The organism is Ruegeria sp. SCSIO 43209 (genome assembly GCF_019904295.1).
Lineage (GTDB): Bacteria > Pseudomonadota > Alphaproteobacteria > Rhodobacterales > Rhodobacteraceae > Ruegeria.
Genome location: NZ_CP065359.1, coordinates 1,918,775 through 1,934,978, shown reverse-complemented (window position 1 = coordinate 1,934,978; position 16,204 = coordinate 1,918,775). Strand labels below are relative to the sequence as shown.

Below are 16,204 nucleotides of genomic sequence, written 5' to 3'. Positions count from 1 at the left end.
GATGGAGGACGCCTCAGCGCCCATTACCCATCGGCGCGTTTTGAAAATCGCGTTGCCGATCGTGCTGTCGAACGCGACCGTACCGATCCTCGGGGCAGTGGATACCGGCGTTGTCGGTCAGATGGGGCAGGCCGCCCCCATCGGGGCTGTGGGCATGGGTGCGGTGATCCTGTCTGCGATCTACTGGATTTTCGGCTTTCTGCGGATGGGCACCACCGGGCTGGCGGCACAGGCGCGCGGTGCAGGTGACACTGCAGAAACCGGAGCGTTGCTCATGCGAGGCTTGCTGCTGGGCGGAACAGCAGGATTGGTCTTCATTGTCGCGCAGGTTTGGGTATTCCTTGGAGCTTTTGCACTGTCGCCCGCCAGCGCCGAAGTCGAGTCTCTGACGCGCGCCTATCTGGAGATTCGCATCTGGGGCGCTCCGGCCACGATTGCCCTTTATGCGGTGACAGGCTGGCTGATCGCAGTCGAACGCACGCGAGGTGTATTCATCCTGCAGATATGGATGAATGGGCTGAATATAGCGCTGGATCTATGGTTTGTGCTTGGCCTGGGCTGGGGTGTCGAGGGCGTTGCCATCGCGACACTGATTGCCGAGTGGACGGGTCTTGCCCTGGGTTTGTGGCTTTGTGGTGATGCGTTTGGCGGCAAGCAATGGCGGGATTGGCCGCGTATTTTTGATGCCGCACGGCTGCGCCGGATGATGCAGGTGAATGGCGATATCATGGTGCGCTCGGTTCTGTTGACCGGAGCATTCACCACGTTTTTGTTTGTCGGTTCCGATCTGGGCGACGTGAATTTGGCGGCCAATCAGGTGTTATTGCAGTTTCTCGAAATCACCGCATTCGCTTTGGACGGATTTGCTTTCTCGGCTGAAGCTCTTGTCGGAGGAGCCGTCGGTGCTCGCGACCGCCGGAAGGTCCGGCGCGCGTCGGTCATGGCTTCGCAATGGGGCGTTGGCGGGGCCATCGGGCTTGGGCTGGTGTTTTACCTGGCAGGGCCCGCGCTGATCGATCTGATGTCGACATCGCCTGATGTTCGGGCGACGGCACGCGAATATCTGATCTGGGCCGCTCTGGCACCGGTCATCGGAGTGGCAAGCTGGATGTTCGACGGCATCTATATCGGGGCCACCTGGACCCGCGATATGCGTAATGCGATGATCCAGTCAGTCGCGCTGTACGTGGTTGCGTTGTTCGTGCTGGTGCCGACGATGGGCAATCATGGTCTTTGGGCCGCGCTGATGGCGTTGAACATCGCACGGGGCCTTACGCTTGGTTGGCGCTATCCGCGACTTGAGGCACAGATCGCCTAAAGCAAGTCCAGCAGGTTCTCGGGCGGGCGTCCGATAGCGGCTTTGTCGCCCGCGATGGCCAGCGGACGCTCGATCAGGATCGGGTGTTCGGCCATGGCCTGAACAAGCTTCTCATCGGGCGAGGTCTTGGCCAGGCCAAGCTCTTTGAACGTTTTCTCTCCGGTGCGCATCATGCTGATCGCCGGGATAATCAGCTTGGCCAGAACCGTCCGGATTTCATCGGCCGAGGGCGCGTCTTCGAGGTATTTGCGCACCTCAGGATCTGCGCCGTTTTCCTGCAGCAACGCCAACCCCGCGCGGGATTTGGAACAGCGCGGATTGTGCCAATATTCGATCATAGCCAGTCCTCTCGTTTACTGCCCACCGCTTGCGCGACCGAATCGAAGCCGTCGCGCTCCAGCAGCGTGTCCAACCCCTGTGCGATGTCAGCGGCCAGGGAAATCCCGCCATAGACCATCGCCGTGTAGAACTGCACTGCGGACGCTCCGGCGCAGATCTTGGCATAGGCCTGTTCTGCCGTGCTGATGCCACCGACCCCGATCAGCGGGATATCTGCGCCCGTCAACTGGCTGAGCTGCGCCAGCACCCGCGTCGATTTCTCGAACAACGGCGCGCCGGACAGGCCTCCGGCCTGATCCTTGTGCGCACTGCGCAGGCCATCGCGCGACAGCGTGGTGTTGGTGGCGATCACCGCGTCCACGCCGGTTTCACGGGCGACAGCGGCGATATCCTGCAATTCGTGCTCAGTTAGATCCGGGGCGATCTTCAGGAAGATAGGGATCGGGCGTGGCAGGGCGTTTCGGGTTTCGATCACACCGCTCAGCAGCGCAGTTAGCGCTGCTTTGCCCTGTAAATCTCGCAGCTTTTCGGTGTTGGGTGAAGACACGTTGACGGTGGCAAAGTCCAAATGCGCAGCGCAATGGGCAAGCACTTTGGCGAAGTCTCTGGGGCGATCATCACTGTCTTTGTTGGCCCCGAGGTTCAGACCGATCACCGCGTCCTTGGGACGCTGCGCAAGACGCGTGGCCATGACTTCCATACCTTCATTGTTGAAGCCAAAGCGGTTGATCGCCGCGTGGTCTTCGGTCAGGCGGAAGAGGCGCGGTTTAGGGTTGCCTGGCTGTGGGCGGGGTGTCACCGCACCCACTTCGATAAACCCGAATCCGGCGCGCGAGAGCGGGGCCAGCGCCTCGCCATTCTTATCATACCCCGCAGCCAGTCCGACGGGGTTGGGCAAATCCAGACCCGCGACTCGGGTCTTCAGCCGGTCCGATGTGACCGGCCCAGGCGTCGGTGCAAGCCCCGAGGTCAGGGCCTTGATCGAAAGCCCATGCGCGGTTTCCGGGTCAAGACGGTGCAGCGCAGCGAGCCCAAGTTTTTCGGTCAGTTTCATCCGAAGGAATCTCCACCCTCTGTCGGCGCGCAACGTATCAGGCGCGAGGTTTCAACGGCGGCCTGCCGGTGTATCACCGCGGCGCGATAGGCAGGGTCGGTCACCATCTCAAGAAATGCGTGGGCGGTGGGGTAGCGGGCGATGAACACAGCATCCCAAGCCTCATTTTGTGGACCGATCAGCATAGTCTGAAATGCGCCGCGCCAAAGGATCGACGCTCCTATGCGGGCGACGATAGGCGCGGTTTCAGACCCGTATTTGCCATAGGCCTGTGCGCCGGTCAGATGTGCGCCGGCCAGCGCGTGATCGGACGGATACTGAGCTGTTTCGCGAAACTTCACCAGATTGAGCATCTCGATAGGATGGTCTCGATCGAGGGCCTTAAACGCCTCGAACTGTTCGCGTTCGGGATCGATGAAGCGTGTCATTCCATCTCCTGCGGGAACTGGTGCGCCTGACCGTCAAAGGGCAGTTCGCGTGACCAGACCACATCCGACATTTTAATCTGGCGGTAGAGATGGGGGAACAATGCGCCACCACGCGAGACCTCCCATTTCAGATCATCGCCCATTGCTTGGCTATCACAGGCCAAGAGGGTCAGGCCCTCGACCCCGGCAAAGTGCTTGGCAGCGGTTTCAGCGGCCTGTTCTGCGGTTGAGAAATGAACATATCCATCCAACACATCAATCGGTGCACCATCCGAAGCCCCTTGTGCCTGCAGGTTTGCCCATTCATCGGCGCGGAAGATCTTGTAAATCAGCATGAAGTCCTGATGCCCCGCACGACAGGTAGAATCAAGCCGGATTTCCCCCTTTGACTCTTCGCCACGCAACGCGCACCATCGCGCAAAACAATCATAGGGAGTTTCACGATGTTCACCCGTTTTCTGGCTTCGGCTGCGGTATTGGGGCTAAGCGCCGGTATGGCGGCTGCCGAATACAAGCTTACGATTCTGCATACAAACGATTTCCACTCGCGCTTTGAGCCGATCAACAAGTACGACAGCGCCTGTGGCGACGAAGACAATGCCGAAGGCAAGTGCTTTGGTGGATCGGCGCGCCTTGTGACGGCAGTCGAAGAGGCCCGCGGACGGGCCGATAACTCGATCCTCGTTGATGGGGGCGACCAGTTCCAGGGCTCGCTGTTCTATACCTACTACAAGGGTAAGGTTGCGGCTGAGTTCATGAACAAGCTGGGCTATGACGCCATGACTGTGGGCAACCATGAATTCGACGATGGCCCTGAGGTGCTGCGCGGCTTCATCGACTCGGTCGATTTCCCGGTGCTGATGTCCAACGCCGATTATGCGGATGAGGAACTGCTGACCGACAAGATCAAGAAATCGGCTGTGATCGAAGTGGGCGGCGAAAAGATCGGTCTGATCGGACTGACACCGGAAGACACGCACGATATCGCGTCACCCGGTCCAAACATCACCTTCTCTGATCCAGTTCCTGCCGTTCAGGCTGAGGTCGACAAGCTGACCGGCGAAGGTGTGAACAAGATCATCGTTCTCAGCCACTCAGGCTATGGCGTCGATCAGCGCGTGGCGCAGGAGACCACGGGCGTTGACGTGATCGTGGGTGGGCATTCGAACACATATCTTTCGAACACATCCGACAAGGCCGCCGGGCCGTACCCGACCGTCGTAAACGGGGTGCAGATCGTTCAGGCCTATGCCTATGGCAAGTTTCTGGGTGAATTGAATGTGACATTCGATGATGACGGAAATGTTGTATCCGCTGAGGGTGAACCGCTGATCATGGACAATGCGGTGACCGAGGATCAGGCCGCGCTGGACCGCATCGCCGAGCTGGCCGTTCCGCTGGATGAAATTCGCAACAAGGTTGTCGCGGAAGCGTCAGCTTCGATTGAAGGCGACCGGTCCGTTTGTCGCGTGCAGGAATGTGAAATGGGCAATCTTGTTGCGGATGCCATGCTGGCGCGGGTTGCCGATCAGGGCGCCCAGATTGCGATTGCGAACTCGGGTGGGCTGCGCGCCTCGATCGATCCGGGTGAGGTGACCATGGGTGAGGTGCTGACAGTTCTGCCGTTCCAGAACACGCTCTCGACCTTCGAGATCAGCGGTCAGGGCGTGATTGATGCTCTTGAAAACGGGGTGAGCCAAGTTGAAGAGGTCAAAGGCCGCTTCCCTCAGGTGGCAGGAATGACATTTACCTGGGATCCATCGGTTGCCCCGAATGAGGGCCGGATTGTTGAGGTCATGGTCGCCAAGGATGGCGGTTTCGAAGCTATTGATCCAGCTGCGACATATCTGGTGGTGACAAACAACTATGTCCGCAATGGCGGCGATGGTTACTCTGTGTTCTCAGGTGATGACAAGAACGCCTATGATTTCGGGCCTGATCTGGCGGATGTTACGGCGGAATATCTAGCCGAGAACGCCCCGTATCAGCCTTATCTGGACGGGCGCATCAAACAGAAGTGATGTGACCGGAGAAGCAAAAAAAAGGCCGTCTCTCGGGGCGGCCTTTTTTTGGTCAATCGAACCTGTATTCGGGCCACAATGCCTGATCCAGCCCATCCAACATCGGCTGAATTTGATCCGCAACCTCTTGCCAGCCACCAATTGACCCGGTTGAGATTTTCTTGCGCACCTGATCGGTGCTGGCGGTGCGGACTTTCCGGGTATTTTTCTCAGGGGTCATCATCCGCTCATCCCAGTCGATACCGCAGAAGGCGGCGACTTGCTGGATACAGGTTTTGGGGTCGACTACCAGGTCCTCATATCGAACCGTCAGAATACGATCACCGAACAGCTTTTCCCAATGAGAAAGATAGCACCGGTACAGGTTGGCTGAGTGGGCAATCGATTCAAGATTGGATGCATAGCGCATACCCGGTGAGTGAAAACGCCTGATCCATTTTGATAGCCCCACATCCCTTGGATCGCGCAACATGTTGATCACGCGGGCATTCGGGAACGCTGACATTATGAAGCCGAGCCGCTGATAGTTATGTGGCATCTTGTCAACGAATGCAGTCGAACTTTCGGGTAAGGGTGGCATCAGCCTGCGAAACTCTGCTGCACATTCAGCAGCTGCGTCTGCGTCAAATGGTTTGCCGCTCTCTCTGACCTTCTGGGATAATTCACCTGCAATCGTCAGCTCTCCGCAGCCGGCGATATCCGGTGCCGAACTAAGCATCATTTCCATCAGTGTTGTGCCTGATCGTGGCTGTCCGACTACGAATATCGGCTTGGGCCCATCGCTTACGCCTGCAGTCGCAGGAGGTACATTCAGGGGAAAAAACGTGCTGATTTCTTTGTACCGTTTCTCTTCTTGCGTGCTGTCATACGGATTCACGTTGTGTTGAATGGCATTGGCCCGCGCAAAGTGGGGGAGCGCCGAGAACAGCCCATCAAGTTTGGAGATCAAGTGCGCCTTTGCGAATTCAAGCACCGAGTTGGCGTGATCACTTTCTGAAATTGCGGTGTCGACAGCACGCGCAAGGCTCTCGGCATGGTCATTGTCCACCATTAGAGACATTTGGTAGAGCGCCGCCGCGCAAAACTTGTTTCTCTCAAGTACAGCGCGCAAAATGGTTTTTGAGCCCTCTTTGTCGCCCGATTGATACAAGTCTACGGCTTTTGACAATGCGATTTTTTCATTTTCAGGTGCGATCCCATAAGCGCGGGCAATGTCCTGAGAGCTGTGATCGGAGAATCCGACCTCTCCGTAGGCGCGGGCCCGCAACCAAAGCAAATCTGCATTGTTAGGGTCTTTTTCCAGTTTGTTCGTCGTATGGTCGATGATCAGGCGCCAATTCTGTCCCTTGAGCTGAATTTCATCAATGACGCGGACCAGTTCTTTGTTATTCGGGAAGCGTTCAAGTTTCTGCTCGGCATAAGACAGCGCACGCGGAATTTGACCTGTCTGCATTAACGCGTTGGCGAGGTTTTCGACAAATTGAGCATCGTCCGGTTTCATTCGCGATGCTTCAGCGAAGTGTGGAATGGACTGCTTGTACCGCTTCATCTCGGTCAGGACAAAGCCTGCGATTGCTTGGTAATCGGCATCCTTGGGGTGTTTCTTGATGCCAAGCTGCGCTTTTTTCAAGGCCTGCGGCAACTTCCCTGTCTCCAGATCGGCCAATGCTTTGCTCTTGAGGGAATTTGCGGTCTGCTGTGCCATTTGTGCGCACGTCCCATGCCAATAAGAAACCAGTATCGATGGTTCATTACCCAAGCGAAGATGGTTTGCAATGGCTGTTCCGTATTATGGTCTGGTACCTTCAACAGCGGCTAGGGTTTTCTTCCGGCACCATGCGGGATAGACCGTTGATATGGTTTTGAAAGTCTCCAGCCTGCAGCAATTCTACAACCACACGTTTGATACGATTGTCGACGTGCGTAGCCCGGCTGAGTTCGCCGAAGACCATATGCCGGGCGCTATCAATCTGCCGGTTCTGGACAATGAAGAACGCGCATGGGTCGGTACCATCTACGTCCAGCAAAGCCCGTTTCTGGCCCGCAAGCTGGGTGCTGCGCTGGTGTTTCGCAACGCGGCAGGCCATATCGAGGATCACCTGAGCCATCATGAGGGCGACTGGAAACCGCTGGTCTATTGCTGGCGTGGCGGGCAGCGATCAGGATCATTTACCTGGATGTTGCAACAAATCGGCTGGCGCGCCGAGGTGGTTGAAGGCGGCTATCGCAGCTATCGCCGACTGGTAAAGCAGTTCCTCTATGATGAAGTGTTGCCATATCGATTGGTCGCGCTGGATGGTTATACCGGGACGGCCAAGACAGACCTGTTGGGCCATCTAAAGGCGCAAGGCGCGCAAGTGCTGGACCTTGAAGGGCTGGCCAATCACCGAGGCTCATTGTTGGGCGAAATGCCGGGTGGGCAACCCAGTCAGAAAGCCTTCGAATCCGCGCTCGCCGCTTCCTTGGGCGAGCTGGATGCAGCGCGTCCGGTGGTTGTTGAAGCAGAATCATCCAAGATCGGAAACCTGATCCTCCCGCCCAGCCTGTGGTCGGCCTTGTGTTCTGCACCTCGCATCCAGATCACAGCACCGATTGCTGCGCGCACCGCGTATCTGGTGTCTGCTTATGATGACATCCTGTCGGATAGCGAACGGCTGCGTGATCGATTGTCTCCACTGCGCATTCACCGCGGCCATGAAGTTGTGGATGGTTGGCTGGAAATGATCGATGCCGGCGACAAGCGTGGACTGACACAGGCATTGATGGAACAGCATTACGACCCGGCCTATGCCAAATCGCGTAAGGCGCAGCGTGCCGAAGTGATCGCGCAGATTGAGGCACCGTCACTTGATGATACCGGGCTGTCGGCGACGGTGGCTCGGATTAAGAATGTTCTGGATCAGCTTTGAACACGCAGGCCCGATGTAGCGTCGATGTGACCAATCAGGGCGGCAGGGTAACCGGCGGCGCGTAGTTCCGAGCATACTTGCTCGGCTTTGTTGGCATCGACGGCCGCCAAGAGACCTCCCGCAGTCTGAGGATCGAATAATAAATCCGCCTTGCCGCCGGTCGGAAGGCCTGGGGCGATGGCACGGTTGTCGGTGTAGATTGTAGATCGAATGCCCTGATCACTGAGCTCTGCCGCACCTTCCAGAGCTGGAATCGCGTCCAAAGACAGGGTTGCCCCGCAGCCAGACGCTTCGCATACCCCTTGCAGGTGACCCGCCAGACCAAAACCGGTGACATCCGTCATCGCATGGGCATTTTTCAGGATGCGGGACGCCTCACCCTGTGGCTGTATCATTTGCGCGAAAGCTGCCGCGACCCAGGCGCCTTCCGCCTTGCCCGCCATTTCGGCCGCCATCAAAACACCGCTGCCCAACGGCTTTGTCAGGATCAAAGCATCATTAGGTTTTGCGCCACCCAGCGTGATCGGTTCAGCATCACAGAGCCCGGTCAGAGTGAACCCGATCGTCATTTCGTCACCCATTGAGCTATGGCCGCCGACGATCTCAGCCCCGGCTTGGTGCATGACGTCGCTGGCAATATGCATGATCTCAGCCATTGTGCGCTGCTGCAGCTCAGCTGACATGCGCGGCAGGATGATCGTTGCTGTCGCAGCCTGCGGACGAGCGCCCATTGCCCAGATATCACCAAGCGCGTGGACAGCGGCGATACGCGTCATCAAGGCGGGATCGTTGGTGAAGCTGCGTAAGTGATCCGATGTCATAACCTGTCGCGTGCCACCGGTTAACAGCACCGACGCATCGTCACCGGGCAGGGGTGTAATGTCGGGCCTGTCGAGCTGCGGCAACTCCTGCAATGCGGCCTGCAAAGCGCCTCGACCCACCTTTGCACCACACCCGCCGCACATTGGTTTTTCTCCCAACGCCTCTTGCAGCCCTGCTGCGTGATGACGGGGCAATGCGGTGGTGAGCATTTGGGGCAGTTCACGGAATCGGTTCATGAACTTCTGATCGATATGGTTTTTCCATTGCCACATAAGCGGTCCGCTGAACGATGTTCCCAATCGTTCGGCCAGTGCGGATTTTCCACCCAGAGAGATGAGTTTCAGGTAATCCTTCTGCGGCACGTAACGCCGCATACTCCCAGACCCTAGCGCGGCGCGCAAATTGTCATACAGTATTGGTGCCTCGCGCACTGCGTAGACCCCTGCCTTGGGGCGCGGGTTCTCGGACAGGTGGGCGCAATCTCCAGCGGCGAAAATCGCCGGATCGCTGGATTGCAGAGACGCGTTCACTTTGATGAAACCGTCATGCAGCGCGAGGCCGGTATTGGATATCCACTCATAGGGCCGCGCGCCTGCAGCACCGGTGATGAAATCGGCCGGTATCTGGCGACCGTCCGTTAGCTCGATTTCGCCCGCAGAAATCTTCTGGATTGATGCGTTTTCCAGAACTTCGATCCCCAGGTGCGCCATCGCCTGCCGGATGGTAGCGGATGCCTTCGGGACAGTCGCTGTCAGGGCTGTTGCACTGTCGATCAACGTAACCTGCGCTTCACGTCCTCTGGAACGCAGTGCATGGGCCATCGCCATGACTAGCTCTACTCCCGCAACGCCACCACCGATCACGGCGACCAAGGCGCGGCCCGTCCCTGAAAGATAGCTTTGCCACTGCGCGGCGAAGAGGCCGAGCGGCTTGGCCGGAACGGCATGCTCGGCGAATCCCGGCAATGCTGGCATATCCGAGGTGATCCCGACATTGACCGAGGCCACATCAAACGCCACCGGCGGGCGTCCGGGCACATGGATTTGGCGTGTGTCCGGGTCGATACCTTCAACTGCGCCCAGTATCACCCGCGTACCGGCAAAGCGGGCCAGACGCACCAAATCAATATCAAGCTCCCACCGCTGATAGTGACCAGCGACAAATCCTGGCAACATGCCCGAATAGGGTGCGGTGGGACCGGGGTTTATCACCGTAACCCGCGCGCCGGACAGTGGTTTCATACCCCATTTGCGCAGCAGTAGCGCGTGCGTGTGTCCTCCGCCTATCAGAACCAGATCGCGGGTTAGGGGCAGCAGAGGTTTGTGCATAGGTCTCAGTTCGTACTGTGGTCCGGGACGTCCTCGACCTGTTCGACCGCGTGGGTGGCCCAAAGCTCATCCTCGCCTGCGTCTGGTAGATCACTGGGTTTTTCATGGCGATGAATGTGCCATTTGGCAATGAACAGGGCCGTGATCGGGGCCGTCAGGAACAGAAAGAGCGTGATCAACAACTCGTGCATCGACAGTTTGCCCTCAAGCAAAACCGAATGCGCGATCGAGGCCAGTAGGACGCCGCCCACGCCCAGCGTAGTTGCCTTGGTGGGTGCGTGCAGGCGGGACATGGGGTCTTTCAGCTTGATCATGCCGAATGATCCGACAAAGCCGAAAATGCCCGATACGATCAGGAAGAATGCGATGAGCAGTTCGAAGATAAAGGTCATGCCACGCTCATTCGATGATATTGCCACGCAGCATAAAGCGCGCATAAGCCACGGTTGAAACAAAGCCGAGCATGGCGATTATCATGGCGGATTCAAAGAAGATCTCGGTCTCGATACTCAAGCCGTAAAGGATTAGCAGAGCGATGGTGTTGATCACCATGGTATCCAGAGCCAGAACGCGCGTACCGACACCGTCGGCTGTAATGATACGCCACAAGCACATCATGATCGCAGCGCCGAAGCAGGCAAAAGCAAAATAGATCGCATAAGTGATCATTCGAAAATCTCCTTCAGGCGGCGCTCATAGCGTTGTTTGATCTGGTCGCGCACCTCTTCGGGGTTCGGTGCATCCAGACAATGAACCAGCAGGTAGTGCCCTTGTGCGGACAAATCGCAACTGACGGTGCCGGGGGTCATGGTGATGGTTCCGGCCAGAACTGTGATGGCCTCGGGCGTGCGCAGTTCCAGCGGCACGCTGACAAAGCTTGGCTGGCGGTCTGCGTCGCGTTTGAACAGGATGATCCGGGCCACCGCGATATTGGCCATCACGATATCCCATAAGACAACCAACATGTATTCCGCCACCATCGGCCAATTGCGCAGTTTCGGGCGATCCGGCCAATAGGGCTGAGTGATAAACGGAATGATGATGCCCAGTAGCAGGCCAAAGACCACCGAGTTCAAAGACCCGGTGTTTGCCAGAAACACCCACACCAGTGTAAGTAGTGCGGTCAGATGGGGATGCGGAAATATACGGTGCAGAAGCTTCATCATTCTTCCCCTCCCAGCACGGCCGAAATGTAATCTTCCGGCGCGAACAGTTGCACCGCCGTGTTGCTGGCATATTGCAGCGCCGGACCTGCAAATAGCGTCAGCAGCACAAGTCCCAGAACCGCCCCGAACACCGAAGTAAAGGCGAGGCCCGGATAGGGCTCGGGCGCGGTTGGTAGGCCGGCTTCTTCGGTTGGCTCAGGCGTCACATTATGTTGGGCGTCGTGACTTTTCCAGAAGATCAGCGTTCCCGCGCGGGCCAGACCCACGATTGTGACGAACGACCCGATCAAGATCACGGCCCAGACCGCATTTGCATCGGGCGCGCCACGTGAGGCGTCCAGTACCAGCAGCTTGCCCACAAAGCCCGATAGTGGCGGCATGCCAGCCATCGCGATGGCGCCGACAAAGAACAGGGCTGAGATCAGACCGGATTGCGGCATCGGCGTCGAAGGGGCTATGGCTCCGCCACGGCGCTCCATTACCATGTCCGCGACAAGGAACAACAGGGCCGTCGCCAGCGTCGAATGGAAGATATAGTAGAGCGCTGCCGCCGTCGCGGCCTCGCTAAACAACGAGATCGCAATCAGCAATGTGCCCATCGACGCGATGGCGCAAAAGGCCACCATTCGCGCGATATGTCGCGAGCCCAGAATGCCAATAGCGCCAACGGCCAATGTCAGCAGTGCTGCAGGTTGTAGCCAACTACCGACTAGCCCTTCGGTTGCGGCTACATCGGGCCCAAAGACCAGCGTATAGACCCGCAGGATCGAATAAGCACCGACTTTGGTCATGATCGCGAACAGCGCCGCAACGGGCAGCGGCGCATTTGCGTAGCTTGCAGGAAGCCAGAAATGCAGTGGCAACACTGCGGCCTTGATACAGAAAACCAGTAATAGCAAGACTGCTCCAACCCGCAGCAAGGCGGTGTCTTCGGGTGGGATATCGGCCACGCGAACGGCCAGATCAGCCATGTTGAGCGTGCCGGTCACAGCATAGATCGTGCCCAAGGCAAACAGGAACAAGGTCGAGCCGAGCAGGTTATAGGCGACGTACTGAACACCGGCCTTCAACCGCACTGCGCCACCTGCATGCGTCATGAGGCCGTAAGAGGCAATCAGCAGGACCTCGAAAAACACAAAGAGGTTGAAGGCGTCGCCGGTCAGAAAAGCACCGCAGACACCCATTAGCTGAAAATGGAGTAGAGCATGGAAGTGTTTGCCTCTCTCATCCCAGCCAGAGCCGATGGCATAAAGGACAACCGGCAGGGCCAGCAGGGCCGTCAACAACACCATCATGGCCGAAAGTTTGTCCAACACCATCACGATGCCGAACGGTGCGGGCCAGTTGCCGAGCTCATAGACCTGAACCTCGCCACCCGATGCCTGGGCGGTAATGGTCAAGGCGATACCCAGCAATCCCACGACGCCGGCGACCGAGAAGATGCGTTGAAGGTCCAAATGATATCGCAACACCATAATGATAAACGGGGCCAGGATCGCGGGCAGGACGATCGGCGCGACGATCCAATGGTTCATGCGTCTTCTCCCGGTGCGTCCACGCTATCGCTTGCGCTCATATCGATATGGTCATCCTTCGAGGACAGATAGGCGGACAGCGAAATCATCACGATCACCGCCGTCATCCCGAATGAGATCACGATGGCCGTCAACACCAGCGCCTGCGGTAGCGGGTCGGTATAGGGGACATCTTCATATTTGTTCAGAACGGCAGGTGCGTTCAGCGCCAGCCGCCCGGTGGCGAATAGGAACACGTTCACCGCATAGGTGATCAGGGACAGGCCCAGAATGACTGGGAATGTACGACGACGCAGGATCAGAAATATCCCGGCGGCGGTCATGACGCCTACGGCAGAGGCTACGAGCGCTTCCATCAGGCCTGCTCCTTCTCGTTATCTTCATCCTGAGGGCTATCCCGCAGCGGGTTGATATCCATCGGGAATTCTTGTGCCATTCCCGGCTGCCACGCGAAGCGCGACAGGCTGTCGAGCGCCAGCATCACAGCGCCCAGTACCGCAAGGAAGACGCCGGTATCGAACAGAATCGCGGTTGCCCATTCGAATTCTTCTAGCGGGGGCCAGTGGATATAGCCGAAATCGCTGGTCAGGAATGGGCGTTCATTGAACCATGCGCCCAAACCGGTGGCAGCAGCGATCAATACGCCCCAGCCGATGGTGCCGTGATAATAGAATCTCTGCCGTTCAATCGCCCAGGTATAGCCGCTGGCCATGTACTGCATCAGGAAGGCGATCGCGACGATGAGGCCTGCGATGAAGCCGCCGCCGGGCTGGTTGTGGCCTCGGAAGAAGATATAGGCCCCGACCATCAATGCGATGGGCATCATCACGCGGGTGACGACCACCATCATCAATGGGTGAGAGTCACCCGACTGCGGCCAATGTGGTTTACGGTTCAGCAGGTAACTGCGCACGTTGGTGCTCAGCACTGCTTCGGTCAGGGCGTAGATGATCAGGGCTGCGATGCCCAGCACGATGATCTCGCCAAAGGTATCAAAACCCCGGAAGTCGACGAGGATCACGTTCACGACGTTGGTGCCACCGCCACCTTTGTACGAATTGGCCAGATGGAATTCCGAGATCGTTGGGAAAGCAAAATCCCGCATCATCAGCGCATAGATCAAAGCGCCTGAGCCGATCCCGGCAACCACCGAAATTGCCGCATCACGCCAACGCCGTGCCGCGCTGCTGTCCCAGGGTGTATCGGTCGGCAGAAAGTTCAGCGACAACAACAGCAGGATCATCGTCACCACTTCGACCGAAATCTGTGTCAGCGCCAGATCAGGGGCAGATAGGTAGTTGAATGCCATCGAAACGATCAGGCCAACCACCCCGATCAACACCAGCGACAGCAGGCGGTTGCGGTGGAACCACATGATCGCCAGCGTCGCACCCACCAGACAGATCCAGCCGATGATCGGGATGACCTGAGCCTCAAGCGGTACGCGTGTTTCAACGCCAATGGTGCCGGTGGTGTAGGCGTAGTAGCCAAGCCCAACGACAAAAGCCACGAAGATGATCGCATATCGGCTGAGCACACCATTATGCAGCTCGTCCGTAATCCAGCGGCTGAGACGGGTCAGCGCGTCGATGATTGCCTCGAAGATCACCTTTGCCTCGGGCCGGGGCAGGGCGTTCCATATCTGGTCGCCGCGTTTGTGCAACGACAGCAGGAACAGGCCTCCCAGCGTCGCGACCACCGACATGTAAAGCGCAGGTGTAAAGCCGTGCCACAGTTTCAGCGAGTAATAAGGCAGCTTCTCGCCCCCGATCACCGCGCTGGAGACAACCACGACAAGCGGGCCAACAATGGCTGCGGAATAAAGACCGATCAGGACAACCAGCACCACAAGGAACGCCGGCGCCAACCAAAGACCGACAGGCGGGTCATGCGGATGCGCGGGGTAATCGTCCCGCTCGGGCCCAAGGAAGACATGGCTGACAAAGCGAAAGGAGTAGGCCGCTGAAAATAGCGCAGCCAAAAGCGCCAAGCCGGGTACCAAGTAAGGCGAGTTAAGCCAAGTCGTGTGGACTGTCTCTTCCAGCATCATCTCTTTCGAGAGGAAACCATTCAGCGGTGGCAGACCGGCCATCGACAGGGCAGCGATTGTGCCGATAGTAAACGTGATCGGCATCAGATGCCGCAAACCACCCAGCCGTTTGACATCGCGTGTGCCGGTCTCGTGGTCCACGATCCCGGCGGTCATGAACAAGGCCGCCTTGAACGTCGCGTGGTTGATGATGTGGAAGACGGCTGCAACAGCGGCGATCGTCGTGCCAAAGCCCAGTAGCATCGTCACGAGACCCAGATGGGACACCGTCGAAAACGCCAACAGCGCCTTTAGGTCATCCTTGAACAGCGCAATCACGGCACCCAGCAGCATGGTGATCAAACCGGTAGTGGCAACGATGTAGAACCACGCATCCGTACCCGCCAGAACCGGCCACATCCGGGCCATCAGGAACAGGCCTGCCTTCACCATTGTGGCCGAGTGCAGATAGGCCGACACTGGCGTCGGAGCCGCCATCGCGTGCGGCAGCCAGAAATGGAACGGGAATTGCGCCGATTTGGTGAAACAGCCAAGCAAGATCAGGATCAGCGCAGGAAGGTAGTACGGCGAGGACTGGATCAGCTCTTTGTTCTGCAGAATGACACTCAGGTCATAAGATCCCACGAGATTGCCGAGGATAAGCATCCCTGCGATCATCGCCAGCCCGCCCGAACCGGTCACGGCCAAAGCCATACGCGCGCCTTGACGACCCTCGGGCAAGTGCTTCCAGTAACCAATCAGCAAGAATGAACTGAGCGACGTAAGTTCCCAGAATATTAGCAGAAGCAGGATATTGTCGGACAGAACAATTCCCACCATCGCGCCCTGAAACAGCAGCAGATAGGTATAGAACTGCCCCATCGGATCCTCGCGCGACAAGTAGAATCGTGCGTAGAGGATGATCAGAAGACCGATGCCCAGGATCAGCAAGGCGAACAAGAAACCCAGACCGTCCAGCATGAAGTTCGCGTTTAGTCCAAGCCCGGGTATCCAGTCGAACCGCGCGGTCACAACATCACCGCGCATGACGCTGGGAATGTGGATCAGCAATCCCATCAACGCGAGGAAGGTGGTCAACCCAGCCGCTGATGCTGCTGCGTTTCGTCCTGCCCGGATCAGGAGGGCCGGAAAGACAGCTCCGAGGAAGGGAAGGGCCGCGATAAGGAATAGGGACAAGTGCGATACTCCGGTCTGTGCGGTCAATATGACTGAATTGCTAGGGATAATTTATTGA

15 protein-coding genes are annotated in these 16,204 nt (G+C 57.8%); 3 read left to right on the top strand and 12 right to left on the bottom strand.

What is annotated here, in order from left to right:
• Position 1: 1 nt before the first annotated feature.
• Positions 2–1,318: an MATE family efflux transporter gene (locus I5192_RS09720; protein ID WP_223116757.1), complete on the top strand. Its 1,317-nt coding sequence runs from the start codon at positions 2–4 to the stop codon at positions 1,316–1,318.
• Here the strand turns inward: I5192_RS09720 and arsC are convergent.
• From arsC to I5192_RS09700, 4 genes are read right to left on the bottom strand one after another with little or no spacing between them, the layout of a single operon-like run.
• Positions 1,315–1,656 carry an arsenate reductase (glutaredoxin) gene (gene arsC / locus I5192_RS09715; protein ID WP_223116756.1) on the bottom strand — a complete coding sequence of 114 codons (342 nt, stop codon included), beginning with the start codon at positions 1,654–1,656 and terminating at the stop codon, positions 1,315–1,317. The genes I5192_RS09720 and arsC overlap by 4 nt on opposite strands.
• Positions 1,653–2,711 (bottom strand): quinone-dependent dihydroorotate dehydrogenase, encoded by a 1,059-nt coding sequence (locus tag I5192_RS09710; RefSeq protein WP_223116755.1) that lies wholly within the window; start codon positions 2,709–2,711, stop codon positions 1,653–1,655. The genes arsC and I5192_RS09710 overlap by 4 nt, the downstream gene beginning before the upstream one ends.
• Entirely contained in the window at positions 2,708–3,139 is a 432-nt protein-coding gene (locus I5192_RS09705) for a DUF1330 domain-containing protein (protein ID WP_170420906.1), read from the bottom strand. Before I5192_RS09705 ends, I5192_RS09710 begins: the two co-directional genes overlap by 4 nt.
• A complete protein-coding gene (locus I5192_RS09700) occupies positions 3,136–3,474 on the bottom strand; it encodes a DUF952 domain-containing protein (RefSeq protein ID WP_223116754.1) in 339 nt (112 codons plus the stop codon). Before I5192_RS09700 ends, I5192_RS09705 begins: the two co-directional genes overlap by 4 nt.
• Positions 3,475–3,582: 108 nt before the next feature.
• Here I5192_RS09700 and I5192_RS09695 point away from each other — a divergent pair, with 108 nt between their 5' ends.
• Entirely contained in the window at positions 3,583–5,160 is a 1,578-nt protein-coding gene (locus tag I5192_RS09695; protein WP_170464941.1) for a bifunctional UDP-sugar hydrolase/5'-nucleotidase, read from the top strand.
• 52 nt (positions 5,161–5,212) lie between these two features.
• On the opposite strand, the gene I5192_RS09690 is transcribed toward I5192_RS09695, so the two are convergent.
• On the bottom strand, positions 5,213–6,865 hold the full coding sequence (locus tag I5192_RS09690; protein ID WP_223116753.1) for a sulfotransferase: 1,653 nt from the start codon (positions 6,863–6,865) through the stop codon (positions 5,213–5,215).
• 151 nt (positions 6,866–7,016) lie between these two features.
• On the opposite strand from I5192_RS09690, the gene mnmH reads away from it, so the two are divergent.
• Complete coding sequence (mnmH, locus tag I5192_RS09685; protein WP_223116752.1) at positions 7,017–8,069, top strand: tRNA 2-selenouridine(34) synthase MnmH; 1,053 nt, start codon at positions 7,017–7,019, stop codon at positions 8,067–8,069.
• On the opposite strand, the gene selD is transcribed toward mnmH, so the two are convergent.
• The 7 genes from selD to I5192_RS09650 are packed head-to-tail and all read right to left on the bottom strand — an operon-like array spanning position 8,060 to position 16,146.
• Positions 8,060–10,219, bottom strand: coding sequence for a selenide, water dikinase SelD (gene selD, locus I5192_RS09680; protein WP_223116751.1), 2,160 nt, complete (start codon positions 10,217–10,219; stop codon positions 8,060–8,062). The two genes, mnmH and selD, sit on opposite strands and share 10 nt — an antisense overlap.
• A 5-nt stretch (positions 10,220–10,224) precedes the next feature.
• Entirely contained in the window at positions 10,225–10,611 is a 387-nt protein-coding gene (locus tag I5192_RS09675) for a Na+/H+ antiporter subunit G (RefSeq protein ID WP_170401276.1), read from the bottom strand.
• 7 nt (positions 10,612–10,618) lie between these two features.
• Positions 10,619–10,888 carry a K+/H+ antiporter subunit F gene (locus I5192_RS09670; RefSeq protein WP_170391889.1) on the bottom strand — a complete coding sequence of 90 codons (270 nt, stop codon included), beginning with the start codon at positions 10,886–10,888 and terminating at the stop codon, positions 10,619–10,621.
• Positions 10,885–11,382: a Na+/H+ antiporter subunit E gene (locus tag I5192_RS09665; protein ID WP_170392908.1), complete on the bottom strand. Its 498-nt coding sequence runs from the start codon at positions 11,380–11,382 to the stop codon at positions 10,885–10,887. Before I5192_RS09665 ends, I5192_RS09670 begins: the two co-directional genes overlap by 4 nt.
• Complete coding sequence (locus I5192_RS09660; RefSeq protein WP_223116750.1) at positions 11,382–12,920, bottom strand: monovalent cation/H+ antiporter subunit D; 1,539 nt, start codon at positions 12,918–12,920, stop codon at positions 11,382–11,384. The genes I5192_RS09665 and I5192_RS09660 overlap by 1 nt, the downstream gene beginning before the upstream one ends.
• Positions 12,917–13,276 (bottom strand): Na+/H+ antiporter subunit C, encoded by a 360-nt coding sequence (locus tag I5192_RS09655; RefSeq protein ID WP_170391885.1) that lies wholly within the window; start codon positions 13,274–13,276, stop codon positions 12,917–12,919. The genes I5192_RS09660 and I5192_RS09655 overlap by 4 nt, the downstream gene beginning before the upstream one ends.
• A complete protein-coding gene (locus I5192_RS09650; protein WP_223116749.1) occupies positions 13,276–16,146 on the bottom strand; it encodes a monovalent cation/H+ antiporter subunit A in 2,871 nt (956 codons plus the stop codon). Before I5192_RS09650 ends, I5192_RS09655 begins: the two co-directional genes overlap by 1 nt.
• Positions 16,147–16,204: the final 58 nt, after the last annotated feature.

Excerpts from the sequence above, each read along its gene's own strand:
- I5192_RS09670 (WP_170391889.1), bottom strand. The coding sequence starts at position 10,888 with ATGATCACTTATGCGATCTATTTTGCTTTTGCCTGCTTCGGCGCTGCG.
- I5192_RS09675 (WP_170401276.1), bottom strand. The coding sequence starts at position 10,611 with ATGACCTTTATCTTCGAACTGCTCATCGCATTCTTCCTGATCGTATCG.
- I5192_RS09700 (WP_223116754.1), bottom strand. The coding sequence starts at position 3,474 with ATGCTGATTTACAAGATCTTCCGCGCCGATGAATGGGCAAACCTGCAG.
- I5192_RS09660 (WP_223116750.1), bottom strand. The coding sequence starts at position 12,920 with ATGAACCATTGGATCGTCGCGCCGATCGTCCTGCCCGCGATCCTGGCC.
- I5192_RS09665 (WP_170392908.1), bottom strand. The coding sequence starts at position 11,382 with ATGAAGCTTCTGCACCGTATATTTCCGCATCCCCATCTGACCGCACTA.
- selD (WP_223116751.1), bottom strand. The coding sequence starts at position 10,219 with ATGCACAAACCTCTGCTGCCCCTAACCCGCGATCTGGTTCTGATAGGC.
- I5192_RS09710 (WP_223116755.1), bottom strand. The coding sequence starts at position 2,711 with ATGAAACTGACCGAAAAACTTGGGCTCGCTGCGCTGCACCGTCTTGAC.
- I5192_RS09690 (WP_223116753.1), bottom strand. The coding sequence starts at position 6,865 with ATGGCACAGCAGACCGCAAATTCCCTCAAGAGCAAAGCATTGGCCGAT.
- I5192_RS09705 (WP_170420906.1), bottom strand. The coding sequence starts at position 3,139 with ATGACACGCTTCATCGATCCCGAACGCGAACAGTTCGAGGCGTTTAAG.
- mnmH (WP_223116752.1), top strand. The coding sequence starts at position 7,017 with ATGGTTTTGAAAGTCTCCAGCCTGCAGCAATTCTACAACCACACGTTT.
- I5192_RS09720 (WP_223116757.1), top strand. The coding sequence starts at position 2 with ATGGAGGACGCCTCAGCGCCCATTACCCATCGGCGCGTTTTGAAAATC.
- I5192_RS09695 (WP_170464941.1), top strand. The coding sequence starts at position 3,583 with ATGTTCACCCGTTTTCTGGCTTCGGCTGCGGTATTGGGGCTAAGCGCC.
- arsC (WP_223116756.1), bottom strand. The coding sequence starts at position 1,656 with ATGATCGAATATTGGCACAATCCGCGCTGTTCCAAATCCCGCGCGGGG.
- I5192_RS09655 (WP_170391885.1), bottom strand. The coding sequence starts at position 13,276 with ATGGAAGCGCTCGTAGCCTCTGCCGTAGGCGTCATGACCGCCGCCGGG.